General features: G+C 52.9%; 13 protein-coding genes. 3 read left to right on the forward strand and 10 right to left on the reverse strand.

Annotated elements, in window-relative coordinates:
* The first annotated feature begins 89 nt into the window (after window positions 1-89).
* Window positions 90-686 (forward strand): hypothetical protein, encoded by a 597-nt coding sequence (locus tag J7M22_02700; protein ID MCD6505514.1) that lies wholly within the window; start codon window positions 90-92, stop codon window positions 684-686.
* 243 nt (window positions 687-929) lie between these two features.
* The gene (locus tag J7M22_02705; GenBank protein ID MCD6505515.1) at window positions 930-1454 is read left to right on the forward strand and encodes a methylated-DNA--[protein]-cysteine S-methyltransferase; all 525 of its coding nucleotides are present in this window, start codon (window positions 930-932) and stop codon (window positions 1452-1454) included.
* Between the two features lie 14 nt (window positions 1455-1468).
* Here J7M22_02705 and J7M22_02710 read toward each other — a convergent pair whose 3' ends face one another.
* From J7M22_02710 to J7M22_02730, 5 genes are all read right to left on the reverse strand, one after another.
* Complete coding sequence (locus J7M22_02710; GenBank protein ID MCD6505516.1) at window positions 1469-2215, reverse strand: sugar phosphate isomerase/epimerase; 747 nt, start codon at window positions 2213-2215, stop codon at window positions 1469-1471.
* Between the two features lie 20 nt (window positions 2216-2235).
* Window positions 2236-2970: a hypothetical protein gene (locus tag J7M22_02715; protein MCD6505517.1), complete on the reverse strand. Its 735-nt coding sequence runs from the start codon at window positions 2968-2970 to the stop codon at window positions 2236-2238.
* A 115-nt stretch (window positions 2971-3085) separates the two neighbouring features.
* Window positions 3086-10564: a tandem-95 repeat protein gene (locus J7M22_02720; GenBank protein ID MCD6505518.1), complete on the reverse strand. Its 7479-nt coding sequence runs from the start codon at window positions 10562-10564 to the stop codon at window positions 3086-3088.
* A gap of 163 nt (window positions 10565-10727) precedes the next feature.
* The gene (locus J7M22_02725; protein ID MCD6505519.1) at window positions 10728-12431 is read right to left on the reverse strand and encodes a DUF4838 domain-containing protein; all 1704 of its coding nucleotides are present in this window, start codon (window positions 12429-12431) and stop codon (window positions 10728-10730) included.
* A 97-nt stretch (window positions 12432-12528) separates the two neighbouring features.
* Window positions 12529-13584, reverse strand: coding sequence for a hypothetical protein (locus J7M22_02730; GenBank protein MCD6505520.1), 1056 nt, complete (start codon window positions 13582-13584; stop codon window positions 12529-12531).
* Window positions 13585-13820: 236 nt separating this feature from the next.
* On the opposite strand from J7M22_02730, the gene J7M22_02735 reads away from it, so the two are divergent.
* Window positions 13821-16565 (forward strand): metallophosphoesterase, encoded by a 2745-nt coding sequence (locus tag J7M22_02735; GenBank protein ID MCD6505521.1) that lies wholly within the window; start codon window positions 13821-13823, stop codon window positions 16563-16565.
* Here J7M22_02735 and J7M22_02740 read toward each other — a convergent pair.
* The 5 genes from J7M22_02740 to J7M22_02760 all read right to left on the reverse strand — a co-directional run.
* A complete protein-coding gene (locus tag J7M22_02740) occupies window positions 16549-17475 on the reverse strand; it encodes a methyltransferase domain-containing protein (protein ID MCD6505522.1) in 927 nt (308 codons plus the stop codon). The genes J7M22_02735 and J7M22_02740 overlap by 17 nt on opposite strands.
* Entirely contained in the window at window positions 17472-19319 is a 1848-nt protein-coding gene (locus tag J7M22_02745) for a hypothetical protein (GenBank protein MCD6505523.1), read from the reverse strand. Before J7M22_02745 ends, J7M22_02740 begins: the two co-directional genes overlap by 4 nt.
* 169 nt (window positions 19320-19488) lie before the next feature.
* Window positions 19489-20409: a 50S ribosomal protein L11 methyltransferase gene (gene prmA / locus J7M22_02750; protein ID MCD6505524.1), complete on the reverse strand. Its 921-nt coding sequence runs from the start codon at window positions 20407-20409 to the stop codon at window positions 19489-19491.
* A complete protein-coding gene (dnaJ, locus tag J7M22_02755; GenBank protein ID MCD6505525.1) occupies window positions 20369-21484 on the reverse strand; it encodes a molecular chaperone DnaJ in 1116 nt (371 codons plus the stop codon). Before dnaJ ends, prmA begins: the two co-directional genes overlap by 41 nt.
* On the reverse strand, window positions 21477-22327 hold an 851-nt coding region (locus J7M22_02760; GenBank protein ID MCD6505526.1), incomplete at its 5' end, for an Hsp70 family protein. The genes J7M22_02760 and dnaJ, both read right to left, overlap by 8 nt.

Here is a 22327-nt window from a genome sequence, read left to right on the forward strand (position 1 = left end):
AATGCCTCGCCCCTACTACTTATCCCCCTTTACTTTCGCCTCGAAAAGGTTTATAATAAATAACGCTCAGCGGAATATCCCCTAGAGAGATGATCTATTCTAGTACGGTTAATCAGATCTACAGGATCGAGGGTAGGAAGGGGTATACCAAGGGTGAAGTGGACGAGGCGATCGAACTTTTAGATTTAAGGGGGTATATCAAAAGGGATAGCGGGATGATCCTCGAGAAGGTGCAGAAGTTAGATGTTGAAACCCTAAGGCTTAAGCTTTACGGTATCCGTGAAGGTCTAACGAGTTTATGTAACTTATTTCCGAACGAAAACGGCTTAAACGATCTACAGGTCATGCTTCAGGAGGCTGAAGCTTATATCGAAAAAGGAGATGAGGAATCCCTAGATTCCGCCGATAGACGATTGGATAATTGTCTCAGTTCGATTAATACCTTCGTGAAGATCAAATCTGAGGACTTGATGAGAGATTTAGGAGAGATAAGGCGTAATTTGGAGAGGTTAACCCGCGATGAGCTCTCACGCGATCTGAAGGAAATCAGCGGCAATGTCCAGTTCGCCACTAGAATAGACGATTACCGTCAGAAACTCATCAAACATCGTGATCTCCTGAGAGGTAACGCTCAATCATTGATAGGTGAGGTGGACGCCCTGATCAGCAAATTCGGCTTTGTCTAACCAAATGTTGAAACCTTGGTAAGATTTCAGGAGGAGTTCGCAGGGTTAAATCGCGAGTTCGGTGATCTCAAGAAAGAAATAAGCTCCTGGACCGATCAGGCATCGCATGATGAAAAGGAAACGGTGGGTATAGTCCAGGTCCGTCCCCGCCGTAGCAAGCATGGCGGGGCTGAGGTATAGAATACCTTCTATTGAGCGTACAGTGCTGGAGTCAACCCGCGGACGGTCGATCGGGAGGATGAGATGAAGAGGTTCTATCGGACGTTTGAGACGGATTGGGGATGGTGCGGCGTGGTTGGAACCTGCAGAGGATTATACGCCTTTCTGTTGCCGGTTTTCTCCCCCGAGGAGGCCGAGTCGAACCTGATAAGGTTCATCCACCGGGGGGATGAGAGAGTTCAAAGTGGATTCGATGATGTGGTGGATTCCGTGTGTCGCTATTTTCGCGGGGAGAGAATCGATTTCAACTTCCCGCTTGATATGAGCTTTGGAACGCCTTTTATGCAAAGGGTATGGGAAACGACGAGGCTGATCCCCTATGGCGAGACGAGGTCATACGCCTGGGTGGCCCGGATGGCGGGCTCTCCCAGGGCGTTCAGGGCTGTGGGGATGGCGCTGGCGAGAAACCCTTTACCCCTTTTCGTGCCGTGCCACAGGGTGATCGGTTCAGACGGATCGTTGAAGGGATTCTCAGCCCCTGGTGGGGTGAAGCTTAAGATGAAACTGCTTGAGCATGAGGGGATCAGACGGCCGAAGCCGACCGTCTGATCCCCGAAACGGCGTTATTTGCCCATCTTTTTCAGGTTCTCCAGACAGCGTCTGACGCTTTCGAGCGGCGGTTGACCGGGCGTCTCATACTCGACGATATACCACTCCGTTTTACCCGTGCTCTCGCAGATCTGGAAGATCTTATCCCATTTGACATCGCCTTCCCCGATCGCAGGGGCGGTGAAGGGATACTCCTTGAGATGGATGGTGGCGGCTCGATCGGCGTATTTCCTGAGGAACTGAATAGGATCTGCTCCGCCGTGCATGGCGTTGCCTATATCGAGCTGCATGACCACATCCTTATTGGCCGCACCGAAGAATATATCCCAGGGTATCTCCCCCTCTATCGGCTGAAACTCCACGGCATGGTTGTGATATCCGACCCGCATCCCATGGGGTTTTACCTTCTCGGATATCTCATTCATTATCTCCGCCGTTCTGAGCCAGGCCGCCTTAGAATTCCTGTACTCCTCGGGAAGGCCCGGGACGATGAGGAACTTATTGCCCAGGATAGAGTTGAACTCCACGGTCTTCTGGAGCTCATCGCCAAGCAGGGTGTTGATCCCTATGTGTGTTCCGGCCACCTTCAAGCCGAAATCGTCCAGGATCTTCCTCAGCTCCTTTGCATCCCTGCCATAGTAGCCGGCAAACTCAACTCCCTCATATCCCATCTCGGCGACGGCTTTGATCGTGCCGACTAGATCTTTGGCACACTCCTCCCTGACGGAGTAAAGCTGTAGAGCTATCGGTATCCTTGCCATCTCAAACCTCCTTGAACGACTTACCCCTTTATCCTGGCCCATATGCTGGCCAATTTCCCCCGCGGATCGACAGGGGTTTTGAAGGGACTGGTATTGTCCCTGAAGTAATCGAACTGGATCAGCAATTTGCCGTTACCCCTATCAACGCCTCCAAACAGTCCTATCTCCATCGGAAGCGAATCGAAACAGGTGGTGGTGCCTATCTTCGTCCAGTCATCGCCCTCCTTTTCCTTGAAATATCCGGTGACTTTATCCCCTTCCCTTTTGAGCCTCAAAAAGAGGTCGGCCTTTCCGCCAGAAGGGGCGTATCCCGCCACCTTGCCGGTAAGCCCATCTCCGTTTTCGGTGCATTTCTTCTGAAACTGGAGCTGAGCCGTTTTGTTCCCATGCATCCACAACTTCAGCATTATCCAATTGTCTTCCGACGGGAATTTGACCACCAGTCCAGCTATATCCGAATCATTGTTGCCCCACTCACAGTAAAGTCTGGTTTCCACGTCGAAATCCTCCTTCTCCTCGACCGTCTGATAGAGCCTCGTAGTCTGGTCTGAGCACCAGAGGTTGGAATTGAACTCGCCGATCCAGGTAAGCCAACCCGCCTTGGTTTTATTGACGTCCCACGTCTTGGGCTCCTTGGCCCACTGCCAATGGGGGTTAATGCTGGCCCCATTGAAATCATCCGGATAGAGTTTCGCCCCCCAGGCAAACGAAGCCGCCAGTATCAGGATCGAGGCGGCCACGATCGGGTATCTCATTCCGATCACCTCCGTTTAATCGATTTCGAGGTCCGCCATATAATTTATCCGATGTCCAAACCGATGTCAAGCATTGCTCTGAGGATAAAAGGGGGGAATAAAATCTAAAGCGCTTTCAGCGTTGTATTATCATGCGTCTGATAGCGCTGTATTGCGGCGTGACCAACTGATAGAAGTAGATCCCGCTGGCCACCCTCTCACCCAGTTCATTCCTGCCATCCCATCGTATCTGATGTCTACCGGAGGTGAGAGGACCTAAGTTTAGCCTTCTGATCAACTTGCCTGTAACGTCATATATTCTGATTTCCGCCCGGCAATCTTCGGCGAGATGAAACGGTATCCATGTCTCGGGGTTAAACGGATTGGGGGAATTCTGATAGAGTTCCCACCTTTTAGTCCTTGTCATATCCTTTGGCGCTCCCATCGGCTGATGTTCTCCTTCCGTCCCGATCTGTTTGGCCAGAATTACCAGATCCAATACGTTTATTTCACCATCTCCGTTCAGATCGTAATCCAGGTTTTCCCCTTTCTCGCCGAAATGCTTCGCCAATACCACCACATCGAATACGTTCACCTCTCCATCTCCGTTCAGATCTGCATTCACAACGGTTTCCTTGACGGTTAGATTCAAGAAGGCATGGGCTTTGGCCTCTTTCGAATCGATTGCCGTAAAGGTGATCGTGTAGAGGCCAACCTGATCCTCAGTTGGAGTCCATTTGAAGATATGATCCTTGCCGAATGAAGCTCCTTTGGGAAGCGGATGTACCTTTACCCTTACCTCATCTCCATCCGGATCGCTCACATCCACCGTCAGGTTGATTTCCTCTCCTACCTTCACCTCCATCTTCTCCGGCATATCGCCGAACTGAGGGGGGCAGTTAACATCAGCCACGGAGATATTGATTTTTCTCTGAGAGGAATTTCCCTCAGAGTCGGTGGCTACAAATGTGACAGTATACTCTCCGGACTGGTTATAAGAAGGCGTCCAGTCGAAAATCCCGTCGGTGAAAGTCGCCCCCTGAGGCAATCCCACTGCTGAAAGCGATACATCCTCGCCGTCAGGTTCGGTTGCGCCTATCTGAAGCTGTATCCGCTCGCCCTCCGAGATAAGCAAAGTCGCTCCATCGGGCTGGCTCATCTGGATGACCGGAGGGCGATCTACGTTTTCGACTACGATCCTCACCTCGGCCTCATCCTTCTCCTTGCCGTCGGATGCTATGAATTTCACCTTATATTCCCCCGCCTGATCGTAATCAGGCGTCCAGATCATCGTGTTACCCTGAAATTCCGCCCCTTTCGGCAGGTTTTCAGCCTTATATGAGATTGGATCGCCATCGGGATCGGAGGCTTCAACAGCGAGGCTGAGAGTCTGGCCTTCCTTCACGGATTGATCCGGGATCGCCTTGATCTTCGGCGGATGATTGACATCGGCCACAACCACCTTGAAGTTCGTCTCCGCCGAGCCACCTTTGGAATCGGTGACGGTAACCGTTAGATCGTAAGTGCCTGAATCGTGAGGCCCTGGCGTCCAAGTGATCTCATTTTTCTGTCGATCGATCTGCATTCCTTCGAGCTGTGGCTGGATTGATATCTTCAGCGGATCTCCGTCCGGATCGGATGCTTTCAGATCCACCTTGAGCTCCTCGCCCTCTTTTATCTGAATGTCTTGTATCTTGCCTATCTGAGGTGGTCGATTCACGTCCTGCACGGTGAGATCAAGTTTCGTTCGGGATTTATTTCCCATAGAGTCGGATGCCGTAAGGATCACAGTGTAGTGACCCGCCTGAGCATATGAAGGTCTCCATCTGAAAAGCGCCGGTTTAGTCGGGTTGGCCCCGGCGGAGAAATCGGCTCCGTCGGGGAGCTCTGATGCCGAATAGTGAACAGGATCTCCGTCTGGGTCGGAAGCTTTGATCTCCACCTGGATGAGCTCACCTTCTTTCAGTGAGATCGGCTGGATAGGATCGAAGACGGGGGGAGCGTTGATATATTCATTGAACTTCACCCTCACACCTGGAATATCCGGTGACGAGGCGGTCACAACGAGATCAGTCATCCCGTTTTCGATCTCACCGAGCTTCAGATTGACCGCCGCCTTTCCATCGCTATCCGTCAACACATCGGCTAACTTCACCCCGACCATATCGCCGGAACTCAGTTCGAGCAGCAACTCACCGTTTCCTTTTTCGATGGAGAAGGTCACGATTCTATCTGGAACAGGGTTGTTATAGGCATCGAGAAGAAGCACGGTAAGGGGCTCGATAAGGATCGATCCTGAGACCCCTTTCTGTTCATCACCTTTCAGCTTATAGATATATTTGGGTTTATCCGCCTCAGCGCTGAAACGGAAGTTGACCGGGGATGCGTCATAACCGATAGCTGTAGCTGAGACCACATAGTTGTCCTCGCCCGATGTGGTTCCAAGTTTCAACGAGGCTGAGGTATATCCTGACGGATCAGTTATAGCAGTGAATCCCTTTCGGCCGTTTTCAAACGACGCGTTACCTTTCTCGACCTTGAAATTGATCTCGGCTTGCGGGATCGGGTTTCCCATCTTGTCCGTCAATCTAACCGTGATCGGCCTGGCTAGAGGCTGACCGACTGTTCCGATCTGCATATCACCTGAGATCTTGATAAGCTTTGCCTCTCCGGCAGGCAGCCCGTTGGCGGTGAACTCAACCGATTCGCCAGGGTTATCCGTTAATTTAGCGATAACCTTATGTTTGCCTTCCCCTGCCTCGGGGCCGAGGATGAAGACAACGGAAGCGATACCTCTATCATCTGTCTTAACGGTTAAGCTCTTACGTGGTGAATCGCTCGAGCCTACCTCCTTTACCCCTCCGTTTCCCTCCGTCACTTCAAATGTAACCTGGGCTTCAGGAACGGGGTTTGAGAACTGATCATATATTCTCACCGATAGGGGGATATCCAACTCCTCGCCGACCACTCCGCTCTGGCCGTTACCGTCCAACATCTCGATTCTCTTCGGATCGCCTGGTTGGCCAGAGATCTTGAAGTAGACCGGCGGGGCACTGAAGTCGACAGGTGAGACCAAGATGACGTTTATATCTTTGCCGGCTTTGGTTCCGAGCTTCAGATATGCCTTCGCCTCGCCGGAGCTATTTGATCTGACCACGACCGAGCTTGTAAGTCCTCCCCCCGGCATCTTCGTCAGTGCGCCGTTGCCCTGGAAGATGGAGAACCTCACCGTCGCGCCCGGCGTGGGATTTCCGTGTTCATCCTTAACGATTACCTTCAACGGCGTGGAGGATATCTTGCCCACAACTCCTGATTCCGGCCCGCTTTCGAGCTTAATCAGGCTCGGCTGTGAAGATGTGGAGGTCGCCTTGAATGAGACGTTCCCATCTACATCCTGTCCCGTCACCGTCACCTCATTCAAAACCCCTGCCTCATCACCAAGTATCAATCTGGCCGAAGCCTCACCGTTTTCATCTGTCTCCACTGTCAGCTTTTCCACCGGAGGCGATAGATCATCCGGTATGAGCTTACCTCCTCCGGATGAGACGGTAAAGGTCACAGGCAGACCCGCTATCGGGTTTCCATATCTATCCAGAACCCTTACGACCAAAGGCGAACTGAGAGCATACCCCGCCTCTCCTATCTGCCCATCCCCGGAGACGATCTCCAATTTTGAGGGTGCGTCGGGCAGGATATGCGCTTTGAAGGTAACGGATTGATCTTGGAGAGATAGGGCCGTAGCTGTGACCGATATCTCATGTGACGCGTTCTTCCCCAATTTCAGATAGGCGGCTGCTCTGCCGTTCGAATCTGTAGGCAATTTCAACCTGTCGGTTCCCTCGCCTTCGATCAGGGGATTGGTGAGCAGTCCAGCGTCTCCTGATGTGACCTTGAAGAATATGGCCTCATCCGGAACAGGGTTGCCGTAGCCGTCCACCAACATCGCCACCAATGGTTTTGGGAGAACTCTGTCGGGCAATCCGCTCTGATTATCGCCTGAGACGATCGCTATTGCCTCGACATCACCTGGGATCGCTGAGGCGGTGAACGTCACGGCGCTATCCGGAATGCCGCTAATCCAGGCCTTCACGACGTTATTGTTCGATCCTGTGACGAGCCCTAATTTGAAGGTAACCGAGGCTTTGCCCTGATCGTCCGCTTTCACCTCGATTCTTTTGTTTGTCCCGTTTAACCAGCCGCCTCCTGTGATCACCTCGAAAGTGACCGGTGTCCCAGGGGCTATGTTGCCGTAGAGGTCTCTGGTGGACACCACGAGCGGCTGAGGCAGCTGAGATCCCACCTTTCCCGTTTGTCCATCCCCTGAGATCTTGACCAATTTGGCGCCACCGGTGGATCTTGCAGATTCAGCGAATACGACCTTCTGATTTGTCCCCGTGATCGTTGCCTCGACCATATTTTTACCTTCACCTGTTCCGGGTCCAAGCGTCAGGATCGCCTTGGCCTGACCGTTTTCATCTGTCGAGATATCCACCGAATCGGACGATGAGATTGTTCCGCCGACATCGCTCAAGCTTCCCCCTCCTGATATCACCTTGAAGGTAACGGGAACATCCTTCACAGGGTTTCCGTATCGATCGGTGACGAGAACGACCAGGGGTTGAGGCAACGGCGTGTTGATGAATCCGGTCTGCTCATCCCCTGAAAGTATCTTCAGCTTCTCAGGGTCTCCGGGCGTGGCGGAGGCGGTGAATTCCACGCTGACATCATTCCTGCTTTGAATCCTAGCTCTGATTCTCTCAACGTCTTTACCCGCCTTAGTCCCGAGCTGATAATATGTGGAGGCTTTGCCCTCCCCATTTGTGATAGCTTCTGATGTCTCCGGTCTGCCCGTTCCCTGAACGGTCGAGAATATCACCGTGACGTTGGGCACGGGATTACCATATTGATCTGAGACCTTCACTACCAGCGGCAGCGGCAGTCTGGCTGTGACGGTCCCACTTTGCCCGTCACCAGACACGATCTCAATCTTCATCGGTGAATCGGAGGTGACCGTGGCCTTGAAGGTCACGCTTATGCTTGAGTCGGCGTTGGCGGATGCCTCGACGATTTCTATCCCTTTACCAGTTTGATTTCCAAGCGTGAAGACGGTTCCGGCCTTTCCAGTGTCGTCAGTTTCCTTCACGTTAACTATCTCCCCATCAGGGAAGTGACCGCCTGAAAGAGCGGTGAACCGTATCTCCGCATTTGGGATCGGATTGTCGAACTCATCGAGCAATTGAACCACAAGCGGCTGTGGCAGAGTCGTTCCAACCTTGCCTTTTTGATTATCTCCGGAGACGATCTCGATCTTAGAGGGTTGAGCTGGATGCGCCGAGGCGGTGAAGGTAACTGAATCGCCGTTGATCAGCGATGCGCGAACCCTGTTGTTGTTCTCCCCCGCTTTCTTGCCCAAGGTTAAGGTCACAGATGCCTCACCCGATTCATCGGTCATGATAGAGACAGAGCTCTTGCCGTCTATCGATCCGCCACCTGATATGACCTGAAACTTCACAGCGGCATTAGGGGTCGGGTTACCATATCTGTCATATGCGACTACCACAAATGGTTCCGAAAGAGGTTGATCTACCGTTCCCACCTGTCCGTTGCCGCTCTTTATAGATATAGAACGGGCTGAGCCGGCCGAAGCCGAGGCCGTGAATGTTATCGGCGATCCTGCTAGGCCTGATCCCTCCGCCGTCACGATGTTGTTGTCCACACCGACCGTGCTACCGAGTATCAAGGTGATCTTTGCCTGCCCACTGGAATCGGTGTTGACCGTCACGGAGGTGCCGTTTGAAAACCTTCCATCGCCGGTTGTGACGGTGAAATGGATAGGAAAGCCGGGGACAGGGTTACCGTATGAGTCCTTAACGGCAACCACAAAGGGCTCGGGCAGGGGCTCCCCGGCTCGTCCTATCTGGCCATCTCCTGAAACCATCTCCATGCTTTGCGCCTGTCCCGGGATCGCCGTCGCCGTAAAGTTAACCGGAGTGACCGAACCATTCGTGAGTTTAGCCTCTATAACTACCTTCCCGGCCTGAGTTCCCATGGTCGGAGTGACGCTCGCTCTTCCGCTGGCGTCCGTTATGACATCTGTCCAGCTATTACCGCCATCGAAACTAGCTTGGCCTGATTTAACCTCAAACCTGATCGATACATTAGCGGCGGGGTTTCCAGATAAATCCCTCGCCGCCACCACCAACGGTTTCGGGAAGCTCTCACCTACCGGCACCTTCTGTCCGTTACCCGATACGATCACCAGCTTTTCCGCTTTTGCTGAGACGATCACCGTTGCGTCGAACGTAGTAAGGGTGAGGGAACCGGAGGGATTTTTCACCGTCGTCACCCTACCTGAGGAGGAATCCATCTCGAAAGAGACATGCGTTTCAGAGGTAGGTTTGAGCGCTGTAAAGCTCATCGTAGCTATCACTCCGTTGCCGGAGCGCGTTCCGCCTGCCCGTCTCTCAATATACACAAGGTGATTATCATCCTGGAGCACGTTGGTGTTGACAAATCCGCCCAGAAAAGCCCCCTTCTGAAAAGGCTGAACGTCCGGCAGGGTTGGAAATTGATCCTGCACCGTTAGATACCTCGGATCATAGGTCAGATAGAGTTTCACCTCGCTCACGCCCTCTCCGGCCGTATCCACCCGTATCTGGAGCGAGAACGGCTCGCCAACCCTCACCCGTGCCGTCGGCTCGCCGGTATTCGGATCGACGATGGATAAGGTGAGCTGAGAGGGGGCCGATTGTGCTGAGGCATAGAAGGTTACAGGCGGGACATCGGGGTAATCCGGAAGGCTCGCCCGGACGGAATTATTCAGGCTGCCAGATGTAGGGCCGAGTGTCAGGATGACCTGAGCCTTGCCCGATGAATCGGTCGAGACGACCTTATATGATGATCCGCCGATGTTACCTCCGCCTGAAAGCACGTCAAACCTGACCTGGACATCTGAGACGGGGTTCCCCTCTGCGTCGAGAACCTGAACGACGAATGGATTTTGCAGAGCTTTGCCGACCGTCCCACTCTGATTATCACCTGAGATCTTAACCAACTGCTCCGGCGTCGAACCTCCACCATTACCTCCCCCACCTATTGTTATCGAGAGGTTGGTCACCTGAGGAGCGATCACACCATTATCGACCACACTTACGCCCGTTTCCCTGTGCGATGATGAATCGAAATCGAACGTGATCTGGGCCGATCCTGAAGAGGCTAAAGCCTTAAGGGTAAACCTTGCTATCTCACCCGATCCCGATTTGGGGGAGAGAGAGATCTCTGAATAATCCATATGATTGTCCACGAGGCGATTGATAACCGGCTGCGATCCTAGAAAACCGGATGACTCAAAGGGTTGTATTCCAGGCGTTCCAGGGCCTTTATCCTGAACCTCAAAGATCGAGCTGTCGAATGTCAGGAATATCTGATACCCGTTGACCGAAGCGCCATGGGTATCGATTACGAGTGAGATATCGAAGCTCTGACCCTTGCTTACCTGTATGGACGATTGAGAAGTGGTAGGGTCAATTAGTTTAAGCTCAACCTCGCCCCATGCCCAAGTAACGGTGATGAGCAGCCATATGATCGATACCGTTAAGAAAAACTTCCCTTTCATCTTCCTCGCCCCTGCCCTCGTGAATTTCAACCACTGAGACATGGCGTTCATGAGACATGCAATTCCCGTTCCACATGGTTAAAGGCACAAATAATAAGGATCAGGGGAAATTCGGGAAGAAGTTGATTGCAGATATGATGAAATCGAATTCACATTTCCTTGTCTAAACCTCCAATCCCCACCTCTCCCTTATGGTGTTTTTGTACCAGTCCATGCTTCTACCCTCGCTTATATTGGTTATCCCGTTCTCCTCCGCTATTCTGAAGAACTCCCTGGTGATTCTCTCCAGCTGAGGTGTAAGTTTCTCTGCAGTCTCCATTCGCACATACCATATCGGAAGCCTTGCCAGCTTCACCCTCATGAGCGTATCCCCATCGGAAACCGCCCCTTCGGCCTCATCGAACAGCCTTTCGGCCTCGGCGATCACCTCATCTGAGAGATCTAGCTTCGACGGCGGGTCGAATATATGGAAGTGAATCCCCCTGCCCGGAACCTCCCTGTGTATGAGCTCTATGTAATCCCTTATAAAAGGAGCCGCCTTGCCATAGTATCCCTCAAGGAACTCCTGCATCACCTCTCTATCGTCACAATCGGGATTCCAGAGGATCTTGGCCAGCATGTACGCCCTCAAGGCGGCGAACTCCCCGTTTCCTCCCCTGGAGTAGTTTCCCTCCTCGAAGATCCCCTTGACGCTGTGCTCGACGAAGAACTCGACGTTGGGCTTCAGCGAGAAGAGGTTTGGGAAGGGCATGATATAATGTGCGAAGTTGGTGACATAATCCCAGACGTAGAGCCTGTCCGTGATCTTCGACCACCCCCTGATATCGTCCACGAAGGATCTGTCCTCAGGGCACTCATCCAGCGGATGAGAGAAACAGCACTCTATGCTGCACAGTCTGACGATGACGTTCTTGCGCGGTTTGACATGTTTAGGCGGTTTGCGCGTGTATTGATAGGCGAGGGTATCTATGAATTTATCCGGATGCTCCTTCTCTATCGCTTCAGCCACCTTGTTGACGAATCGGATAACAGTTCCGCTGTGGCTTCCCTCCTCTTCATCCACCTTGCGACATTCAGGACACTGGCACCATCCACCCCAGTCGTTCTGCGAGACGGAGAATATCATCGCATCGGGGCTCTCCTCGATCCATCTCTTCACCGTCTCGATGGTGATCCTCAACACGTCCGGATTGGTCAGGCAGAACTGAGCCCGGTCGGCCGTTCTCTTACCGTCTATCTCGGAGAAGTATTCGGGATGCTCCTTGAAGTATCTGTCGGGGGGTATGATCGAGTAGAAGGTGTGGACGAAATGAGAGTATTTGATTTTTCCTCCTCTGGCCTCGTCCAGCCTCTGCGCCGATCCGTTCGCCTTGTTCCTCGCTGCCCAATCGCCGTCAAATGCCTCGGTATAATAGGGCTCACGATACTCCAAAACTGGAATCTGTTCTTCGTTCATCGGCGATACCGATAGCCTCTCCAGCTTTGGTATACGGCTCACCCCAGGAGCGAACCACCTGCATCCCAGACTCTCCAGGAAGGTGTAGACCCCGTACATCGTTCCCCTGAGCCTCCCGCCCGCTATGACGAGATGGGGAGGGACCGTGCAGATCCTGAATCCCTCATCTCCCAGTTTTCCCCAATCGATCTGCAGGTTGAGCCCGTCCAGATGTCTGTTTCGGCCTAGGATTATCTCCTTTCCGTTCATCCCGACCTCGTCCGTCAATATGGGCAGATCCGCGCCCGTCATCTCTTTGAGGAAGCCCCTGAGTTCCTCAGCGGCGTGTCTCTCAGAGGGCGAAGCTTCCCTTGAAACGACGATCTTGTAATCGCTTCGCCCGTTTTCGGCTATCGTGATTTTCTCCCTCACGGCCATCCTCCTTATCATCGGCCTCACCCCGCATCCAAGGTTTAGCGCAAGAGGCGAGGCCAGGGCTATTTTAATAAACTTCCTCCTATCCATGGCGCTATCCCTTAAGCTCGGCTGAGAACCTCTTGGATAGCTCGACCAATCTGATGAAGTTCTCCGCCGCCCTTTCGGTATATGTCCCTGAGGCCGTGCCGCCCAATATATATCCGTCCGGTCCTGCCGCCTGGAGGCACTGCCATGCGAGCTCGCTGATGTAGTCAAAATCCTTTGTCTCCAGAACCTCCATGTCATCCAGCGGTCCGACCAGGCAGTATTTATCGCCAACCCTCCTCTTGGCGTCCGCCAGATCTACATCACCGTACGGTGGTATCTCCAGGGGATCAAGTGCGTCTATTCCGAGCTCGGCGAAATCCTCCAGGAATCTGTTCACATCCCCGTGATTGTGGTAATATGCTATCCCGCCGTAGCGATGGATTATCCGACAGAGATCCCTGTCGAAGGGTTTCACCAGGGCGTTGAACCCTTTGGGCCCGAGCTGTTCTGTGGCGTATTCCCCGCCGATTATCCTGAAGGCATCGACCCCCAGCTTACAGGCCTTCTCCACAAACTCGTTCACCCTCTCGGCCGCCGTCTCGACCATCTTCAGCATCAGCTTCGGCTCGTCCATCCACAAGAGACACATGTCCTGTGGCGAGAGATAGGAGGCTGGGAAACAGATCGCATCTGGCAGCCCAGCCAATACTAACCCCTCCTGACCGATCATCTCCTTCCACCTGAAGAATCCCTCCGGATTGGGCTCGACGGGTTTGAAAGGGATGGAGAGGAGCTTCTCGACATCCTCGCCATCTTTACATGGAAACTCCACCGTATATCCCGTCACCTCCGTCCGCCTGTATCGGCTGATCAGATCGCCTTTAGGGGTGTGGATGACGGTGACGGTATCGTTCCCCTCTCTGTGGAATTCGGTTTGAACGAGCTGTCCCAGGAAGACGTTGCCGCCGATGCCGATATCTATCAGTGGGTCTGTCTCACGGATAAGCCTTTTCGCCATCTCGCCCTCAGGGTTGAGTCTGCCCAGGGTAAAGGGCGAGACCGGCACCCTATCAGGCGTTTTAAGCTCCATCGCACATAGTATCCTTTCACGCGAGGTCATTAATTGTTACCTCCGCCGATTTCGGATCCGCGAGGCATTATACAATTTCCTCAGGGGGAAATCAACAGGCTATATCCCCGTTATCACCTGGAGCGGGAAGCTCCGAGGAAGAGATGGGGTGAAGAACGCCGATCCTTTTATCCTCGAGAGGGGTATAATCATCCTTGAAAGCTATTGGGGGATGATGATAATATTATACCCTAAATATCCAGTAAGGATGCAGGAGGAGAGGGAAGATGAAAAACCTTGCCGTAACCTTGGCCCTTTTGGCGATCGCTTGTGGGTCTGGGATAGCGCTAGAGATAATCAAAGGACCGTATCTGCAAAACGTGACTCAGACTGGAATTACCGTCATGTGGGAGACCGATAAACCTTCGACCTCCCTGGTGCGGTATGGAGATATGGGGCTTTCCGGATACAAGGGTGATGAGAGGAAGGTTAAGATCCATGAGATCAGAATCGGGGGATTGAAGCCGGAAACCCGATATAGATATAAGGTTATCTCGCGCTCCGGAGATGAAAAAATTCAAAGCGAAATATACACCTTCAGGACGGCACCTCGACGTGACACCCCATTCAGGTTCGCGGTATGGGGTGATAACCGGACCGACGTCAAGATGTGTAAACGGGTGGCGGAACTCATAGCCTCCCAAAACCCCGACATCGTCATAAACGTCGGCGATGTGGTCAGTAACGGAAACGTCTATGAGCAATGGGGAAGGGAGTATTTTGGGCCGATGAGCTGCTTCGCCCATTCGGTACCCACATATGTGGCTATAGGCAATCACGAGAGAAACGCCCACTGGTTTGACGATTTCGTCTCACAGCCGGGAAACGAGCATTGGTTCGCCTTCTCCTACGGCAATTCGCGTTTCATCATACTTGATACCAACCGTCCATACGATCCGAATAGCGATCAGTACAAATGGCTGTTGAAGGAGCTCAGATCGGAGGAGTTCAGAAAGGCCGCCTTCAGGTTCGTCTTCTTCCACCATCCGCCATATTCCGAGCAGTGGGATAGCCCCGGATATACGGGAGAGGAACCCGTGAGGAGGTATCTGGTTCCGATTCTGGAGAGATACGGGGTGGATATCGTGTTTTCCGGTCATACACACGATTACGAACGCGGCAGGAAATTGCTCAAGGATGACCGTGAGATCTTCTACATAATAACCGGCGGTGGAGGTTCGGCGCTGGATAAGGTTGAGAACAAGGACTGGGACGTCATCCAGCTTCATAAATCCGTCTATCACTGCGTCGTGGTCGATGTGAAGGGCGGCGTCCTCAGCTTCAAGGCGATAGGGTTAAACGGAGATGTGGTGGATTCCTTCCGGAAGGTGAGCCTCGATGAGATGGCGAGGCTGGCCGGGGCTGAGAAGCCTTTCCTCGAAAAGCAGATTCAAGCGGTCAAGGATGAGGACCTAATGGAGGATAAATTCACCTTCGCCGTCGCGGGGGATACGAGAAGCTGGCTGACAATATATCAGCCTGAGACGTGGTATAGGATAATCAAGGAGCTCAACGGAATCCGACCGGATTTCGTGATGGACGTCGGAGATATAATCTCACATGGCTATACAAATGATCCTGAGCTGCTGATGAAGGAGTGGCGTGAATACTTCAAAGCCGTCTCCACCTCCGATATACCTGTCCTGCCCGTGGCGGGGAACCATGATATCTGGAGCGAGATGAGCCAGATGTTTTGGAGGAGGATGATCGGCGATCTCTGGTATTCGTTCGATTACGGCAATTCCCACTTTATAACTCTCTGCTCCGATCAAGCCCGGCCGAACTACATAAGCAGGATAAGCCCGCAACAGCTTGAGTGGCTCGAGAAAGATCTGGAGCTACATGCCGACGCACAGCACGTTTTCGTCTTTCTCCATAAACCTCTCTGGAGGGATAAAAAATGGGATAAGGTGCATGAACTGCTGAAACTTTATAACACCGAAGCCGTGATAGCCGGACATGTCCATCTCTATGAGCGCTATGAGGATCGGGACGGGATAAAGTATATAATCTCAGGCGGTGGAGGAGCGGAGATGGGAGATTTCAGGGAGGCCGGCAACATCCTACACTACATGCTCATAACCGTTGACGGAGATAAGGTTTATTACTCCGTCGTCGAGCCCGGATCAATTCACGACATGAACGTGGTGACCACCTCTTCCGCCTCAATCGCCTCCCGCATCTCCAGAGCCGTCTCGCTTTCGGGAAACGTATCCGGATCGGACTCCGAGTTGAAGCTCAGCGTATCCAATCCGTTCGATAAAAGGGTTGAGGTCGCCGCCCTTTGGGATCTTCCATCCGGCTTCAGGATATATCCACCTGCAGTCAGACTATCAATCGAGCCAGGAGATAAGATCCAAGCTGATTTCCACCTGCATCTGGATGACATACAAACCACCCTGGGACAGATCCCCAGGTTAACCGTGATATATCCAACCGATGAGAGAGAGGTGAGGTTGTATCGTTATCCGAATCTGACCGGCAATTACAATCCGAAGATAGTTTTGGCCTCTCACTTCGACGGCCGCCGCAGAGAAGGCCTTCCACATATCGTCCTGATCGGCAAAGACCCAACCGATTTCTCACTTCGAATGGGTTTCGCCTGGGATAAGGATGTGCTTTACCTGAGCGGCGGCATTAGGGATGATAAACCAAGCGAGGGCGATTCTCTGTCCGTAGGACTTCTCGTCGGGGGAAACAGGATCGGATTCGATATCGACAAAGGCAAGGCAACTCTATCGATCAACGATAGAAAGCTCTCCGAGCCGGGGGTTCTCATGTTCTCCAGACGGGGTGGAAACACCTCCTTCTCAGTTTTCGTCCCGTGGAATGCCCTCAAGTTAAGCCCGAAACCGGGCGATCTGATAAGGGCCAAACTCACGGCCGAAGATGTCGATGACGGAGCGGCGGAGAAAATCGGATGGGATGGTGAGATCTTAGTGGCTCCGCCGATGTTTAGAGGCGTGCGGTGAGGATGTATCTCGTCATGGAATGCTTCGGAGCAGGTAGGGATTCAATCATGCGATATCCCACCTCCCGAAGCATTCCGGATATATCGCGGGCGACGGCGATGATCGAGATAGGGGCGAGATTAACGAAGTTCCTCAGGAGCTCCCGATATAGATCATCGGTTGCCTCCATGTTCATCCCATATGGAAGATCCGTCACCAGGAGATCGAATTCCCCATCGATCTCCCTCGCATCAGCCTGGATAACCCTTCCCGAAAGGCCAAAATAGGCGAGGTTTTTAAGCGAAGCCTGAATCATCTTATAATTCAAATCGTATCCCGTGACCTCATATCCCATCTCTGCCCCCTCCAGTAGGATTGTCCCTGCCCCACAGCACGGATCGACTAATCTGGCGGGGGGGCTGACACCTGAAAGGTTTATCATCGCCCGCGCCAGCCGATGCGGTATCGAGCTGGAGGTGGTATGGGGTTTACAAGAGAGCTTGACCCAGGCCCGGCTGATCTCCGAGAATACCCTGCCGAACAGAACCTGATTTTCCTCCATGACCAATAGGAATTTCACCTTCGGCCTCGAAAGGTTCGGCCTGCCGGATATGAGATCGGCGATCATAGCCGCCATCTGGGGCGATTTCACCTCGATATGAGCTCCGAGCCTCTTAACCCTTATGGCGAATCCATCAGCTGAAATCCTGATGGCGGAGAGGTATCTCCTGAGCTCCTCCAGATCTCCGCCTCTGAAGATCATCTCAGCGCCGAGGTTTATGAAGGCCGACCTGGATATATCCGCCCTCTGCCGGGATATCCCCAATCCGAACCGATCGGGCTTAACCCCGGCGAAAGTCATAAGCTCAGCCTCTATCAGGGGACGATCGAGCTCGGAACGGGATGTGAGATAGAAAAAACCTTCGTTCATCTCAAGGCCACGACCACCGATTTCGATCTCTCTTCGCTGAGGTTCTCAAGCAGAGAGCTGAAACCCCGTGATCTCAAATCGGCCATATGACAGGCGATCAGGATCCCATCAGCTAATGCCCTGATCCTATCTATCTGATCGGGTAACGCCGAGGTGCAATCCAGTATAACCGATTTATACCATCCTCTCAGATCCGAGAGCACCTTCTCCAGGTTCTCCATATTGATCCTCCGATCGGTGCCGTATGGCAGCAGGCTTAGGTAGTCAATCCCATGGGCGCTTGCCAGTGTTTCCACCTCGATTACGCCGAACAGCATATCGGTGGCCGTTCGGAGGACTTGAGGCAGAAGGTTGGGATCATGGCTTATGTCGGTCAGTCCTGGAATTTCCTCTACACCGAAGAGACGTGATAACCTTTCATCTTGAGGGGCAAATCCCACTAGAACTGTCCTAACTCCTTTGCGGGCACGGTATATGGCTAGGTTAAACCCAAGGCTAGTCCTTCGGCCGTCGGGTGAATAGCCTAAAATCAGATCCACACCTTCAGGCAGCAGGGAGTTAACAGCCCGCATAGCTTCAGGATCATCGGCGTATGAAACCATAAGCTCATCCCATTCCAGACCCGGCACGATGAGGATGGGAATTTGGATTTCATCGATTCTCCCATCAAGTGGCGATATCTCTTTTCTCGAAGCCCGTCTGGGACGGATCGTCGTCAGGGCAATCCCTATCAGCAAACCGATTAATCCGCCTATCGTCATGCTCCTATAGCGTTTGATCCCCCTAGAAGAGGGTAACACCCGAGCCGGTTCTACGATGACGGCGATATCGGGCTTCTCAAGCATCTTAAGCCTGTACTCCTCAAGTTTCCCCCTCAGCATCGAGCAGAGCTCCGAAAGCGACCGAGCCTTAGACTCAATCAGAGCGTATTCACCCTGAAGTCTGGAGAGGCGGGAGATCTGCTTCCTGGCGGTGTCGATCTTCCTTTGAACCATATCCCTCCTTTTCTCCAGATCGGAGATCTCCCCCGATATCCTATCCATATCGGCCTGTAGCTTCGTTTTGATCTCCTCAGCCAACCTGGAACTGACCTTTTCGATTCGCGCCTGATTCTCCTTAACCTTGGGATGGATCTCGGTATAGTGACGGAGCAGCTTCGCTCGCTTGGATTGAAGCCTTCTCATCTCCTCGATCAGCGCTGATATGATGGGATCGGAGATAAGCCTCATTGAGAAGGAACTGATCCGAGCGATATACTGAGGGGTTATTTTGGTTGGCTCAATCAGGGATTTAACGACCTGTAACTCCCGCCTGCAGCTGTTTATATCCACGTTGATCTCTTCGAGATCGCGGCTATACTTCGCGATGAGGCTCGATATGGATCGGACGTTGGATGAGGGGATGAAGTCAGGGTGTTGTCTCAGGTAATCCGATATCTCCTTTTTAGCCTCCTCCAACTCCTTCTCCCTAGTCTTCAGCTCCGAGAGGATGTATCTGACCTCCTCCTCCAGGTTTTCCCTCTCCAAGAATGTTCTCTCCTCGATATACTGCTGGGCGGCGATCCGAGCGAGCTTAACGGCTTCCGCTCCGGTTTCCGCGACGGCGGTGAACAGTAATAGATTTGTCATGCGCGGATTTTCCACCTCGATTCTACTCCGTATCGATTCGACTATTCTCCTCACCCGTTCGGTCGGCCTTCGGTTGGAGAGATTTTCGCCTTTCGATTTACCATAAAATCCGGATTCGTGCTTCAGGGATAGCTCATTTATCTTAATGAGCCCCATCTTGTAAGCGATCCTCTCCATGACAGCGTAGCTTTTGGCCAACTCCATCTCATTTTTCATGAAAATATCCATGGCTTTAGGATCGGAAGGGGCTCTTATTCTTACCTCAGTCCTCGCTCGATGTGATCCACCAACTTTGATTCTCCAGAATGTAGGGATCAAAAGACCAAGGATGAAAAAAAGGGATATTATGAGGAAACGTCTATTTTTCCTCAAATCCTCTCTCACCTCACCTGGATTTCAACCTACACTTAAGAGCAAGCCACATCTCCTCTTCGATGGTATCCAACACCTCGTATCCCTCCATCTGACAGGCGTCTCTCATCATATCGCCCTCGCCTATCAGGACTCCGGAGAACAGAGCGATCCCACCCGGTTTGAGCCTTTCTCTCAGATCCGGTAGGAGCAGCGTATTAACTCTGGTGAGTATGTTGCAGACGACGAGATCGTATTTCGGTTCGGGCGGTACCTCTGAGATGTCGCCCGCTATAAAGGTTACTCCCCCCCCAACATCATTCAACGAGGCGTTCTTCCGAGCGGCGGGGATAACGCCCGGCTCTATATCTATCGCTGTGACCCGCCTGGCGCCGAGTTTAACGGCCGCTATCGAGAGGATGCCCGATCCCGTCCCGACGTCGAGAACCTCTGCCCCTTCGAAGATGCTCTCCTCCATCAAGGTCAGGGTAAGCCTCGTAGTGGGATGTTGTCCGGTGCCGAAGGCCATACCCGGATCGAGCCATATCACGATATCACCCTTCCTAAGTTCAGGCTGACACCAGGTGGGCGAGACCACGATGTGTCGGCCGACCCTGATGGGGTTAAAGACGGACTTCCAATTTTCAATCCAGTTCTCGTCCTCGATCTCATCGAACTCTATCTTGGCCGGTGAGGGGTCCAGGCCACATTCCCTCAGCTTCTTGAAAAAAGCTCTTATCTTAAGAAGCCTCTCACCAACTAGATCATCCGGCGGATAGAAGGCGATAAGCGTTGAAGATGAACCCACCTCTTTGACCTCAACGCCTCCGGCGCCGAGCTCGAAGAGGAGGTTTGAGATCGCATCGCTCGCTTCAGGGGAGGTCTTGACGCTGATCTTAATCCAGGAGCCGGTTTCAGTGCCTGAAGACACGGTTGAAAAAGCCTTTCTCCTCATCGAGAACTTTCTCGCCCCTTATGCGGGCGATCTCCCTGAGGAGTTCCTTCTCCCTATCGCTCATATCCGAGGGCACCTTGACGAGGACTCTGACGAGGAGATCTCCTGATCCGAAACCGTCCATATACGGCAGCCCTTTGTTCTTGATCCTCAAGATCGATTCGCTCTGTGTCCCCGGCGGTATCCTGAGCTTGACGGTTGAACCGCCTGGGGTTAGAACCTCCACCTCGGTGCCAAGGGCTGCCTGGATGAATGAGATGCTCACAGTGGTCAGCAGGTCATTCCCGCGTCTTTCGAACCTATCATGCTTTTTGACGTGTATGACCACGAGCAGATCACCGGGTGGACCGCCGTTCATCCCGGCATTTCCCTGTCCCGGCACCCTCAGCACGGTACCCTCCTCAACCCCTTTGGGGATGTTGATCTCAATTCTGCGTTTACGCCTTATGACCCCTCTGCCGCCGCACTGAGGACACGGATCGGTTATCACCCGACCGGTTCCCCCACACTGAGGACAGGTCTGTGAGACGGTAAAGAATCCCTGTCTGAAGGATATCTTCCCTCTACCGCCACATCGAGGACAGGTTTTGGGCGGTGAAGCTGAGCCTGTGCCGTGACACCTCGGGCACGTCTCCGTACGGATCACCTCGATCGGAACCGTCTTGCCTGCTAAGATCTCCTCCAAAGTGACCTCCAGATCGTACCGTATATCGTCGCCGCGCCTGGGCCCAGCTCGTCTTCTGCTGCCTCCGAAGAAGTCGCTGAAATCGCCGAAGATATCGGATATGATATCCTCAAAGGCGCCGAATCCGAAATCGAAGCTGAAATCCCCTCCCGTTCCGGTAGGTCCTCTGAAGCCGGCATGTCCGAACTGATCGTATCTCGCCCGCTTCTCCGGATCGCTCAGCACCTCATATGCCTCGTTAACCTCCTTGAACCTCTCCTCGGCCTCCTTATCGCCGGGATTTTTGTCAGGATGATATTTCATAGCGAGCCTTCTATAGGCCCGCTTGATCTCCTCCTGTGAGGCGTCCCTGCTTACGCCTAGAATCTCGTAATAATCCCTTTTAGCCATTTTCGCTCATTTCCCCTTCCTCTTGTCGGGCCGAATCCTCTGACTTCGATCCGGCCCTCTCGATCTCATCGGAGGCTTTGGCCAGCAGATCCACGAGCTTATCCGTAAGCTCGTTTATACTCTGGGGATCATCCTCAGACATAACCCCCTTAAGCTTAGAGGAACAAACCTCAAGCGATTCAGCGGTATCCTGAGAGATCTCATCCCTCCTCTCCCTCAAAAGCCTCTCCGCCGAATACAACGCCGAATCAGCTCTGTTCCTCGCCAGTATCAGCTCCTTGCGTTTTTTGTCCTCTTCCTCATGCTTTTTCGACTCATCTATTATCCTCTTTATCTCCTCCTCTGTCAAGCCACCCGAAGGTTCGATCCGCATGCTTTGTTCTTTTCCGGTTTTGACGTCCTTGGCCGAGACGTGGACGATACCATTGGCGTCGATGTCGAACATCACCTCTATCCTGGGCTCGCCTCTGGGAGCGGGTGGAAGATCGGTCAGCTCGAAGATGCCAAGCGATTTGTTCTCGGAGGCTATCTCCCTCTCGCCCTGGAGCACGTGTATCCTGACGCTCTTCTGGTTATCTACCACCGTTGTGAAGATTTTACTCATACGGGTCGGTATGGTGGTATTGCGCGGGATTATCTTGACGAACAGACCTCCGCGGGCCTCGACGCCCAGGGAAAGCGGTGTGACGTCCAGCAGCAGTATGTCCTTGACCCCTTCCTCACCGGTCAACACCGCAGCCTGTATCGCAGCGCCCATCGCAACCACCTCATCCGGATTTATCCCCCTGTGCGGCTCCTTACCGAAGAAATCCCTCACAACCTCCTGAACTTTCGGCATCCTCG

This window comes from Candidatus Poribacteria bacterium, assembly GCA_021162805.1.
GTDB lineage: Bacteria > Poribacteria > WGA-4E > B28-G17 > B28-G17 > JAGGXZ01.

Coding starts and splice junctions, on each gene's coding strand:
- J7M22_02700 (MCD6505514.1), top strand. CDS start 90: ATGATCTATTCTAGTACGGTTAATCAGATCTACAGGATCGAGGGTAGG.
- J7M22_02705 (MCD6505515.1), top strand. CDS start 930: ATGAAGAGGTTCTATCGGACGTTTGAGACGGATTGGGGATGGTGCGGC.
- J7M22_02710 (MCD6505516.1), bottom strand. CDS start 2,215: ATGGCAAGGATACCGATAGCTCTACAGCTTTACTCCGTCAGGGAGGAG.
- J7M22_02715 (MCD6505517.1), bottom strand. CDS start 2,970: ATGAGATACCCGATCGTGGCCGCCTCGATCCTGATACTGGCGGCTTCG.
- J7M22_02720 (MCD6505518.1), bottom strand. CDS start 10,564: ATGAAAGGGAAGTTTTTCTTAACGGTATCGATCATATGGCTGCTCATC.
- J7M22_02730 (MCD6505520.1), bottom strand. CDS start 13,584: ATGACCTCGCGTGAAAGGATACTATGTGCGATGGAGCTTAAAACGCCT.
- J7M22_02735 (MCD6505521.1), top strand. CDS start 13,821: ATGAAAAACCTTGCCGTAACCTTGGCCCTTTTGGCGATCGCTTGTGGG.
- J7M22_02740 (MCD6505522.1), bottom strand. CDS start 17,475: ATGAACGAAGGTTTTTTCTATCTCACATCCCGTTCCGAGCTCGATCGT.
- J7M22_02745 (MCD6505523.1), bottom strand. CDS start 19,319: ATGAAAAATGAGATGGAGTTGGCCAAAAGCTACGCTGTCATGGAGAGG.
- prmA (MCD6505524.1), bottom strand. CDS start 20,409: ATGAGGAGAAAGGCTTTTTCAACCGTGTCTTCAGGCACTGAAACCGGC.
- dnaJ (MCD6505525.1), bottom strand. CDS start 21,484: ATGGCTAAAAGGGATTATTACGAGATTCTAGGCGTAAGCAGGGACGCC.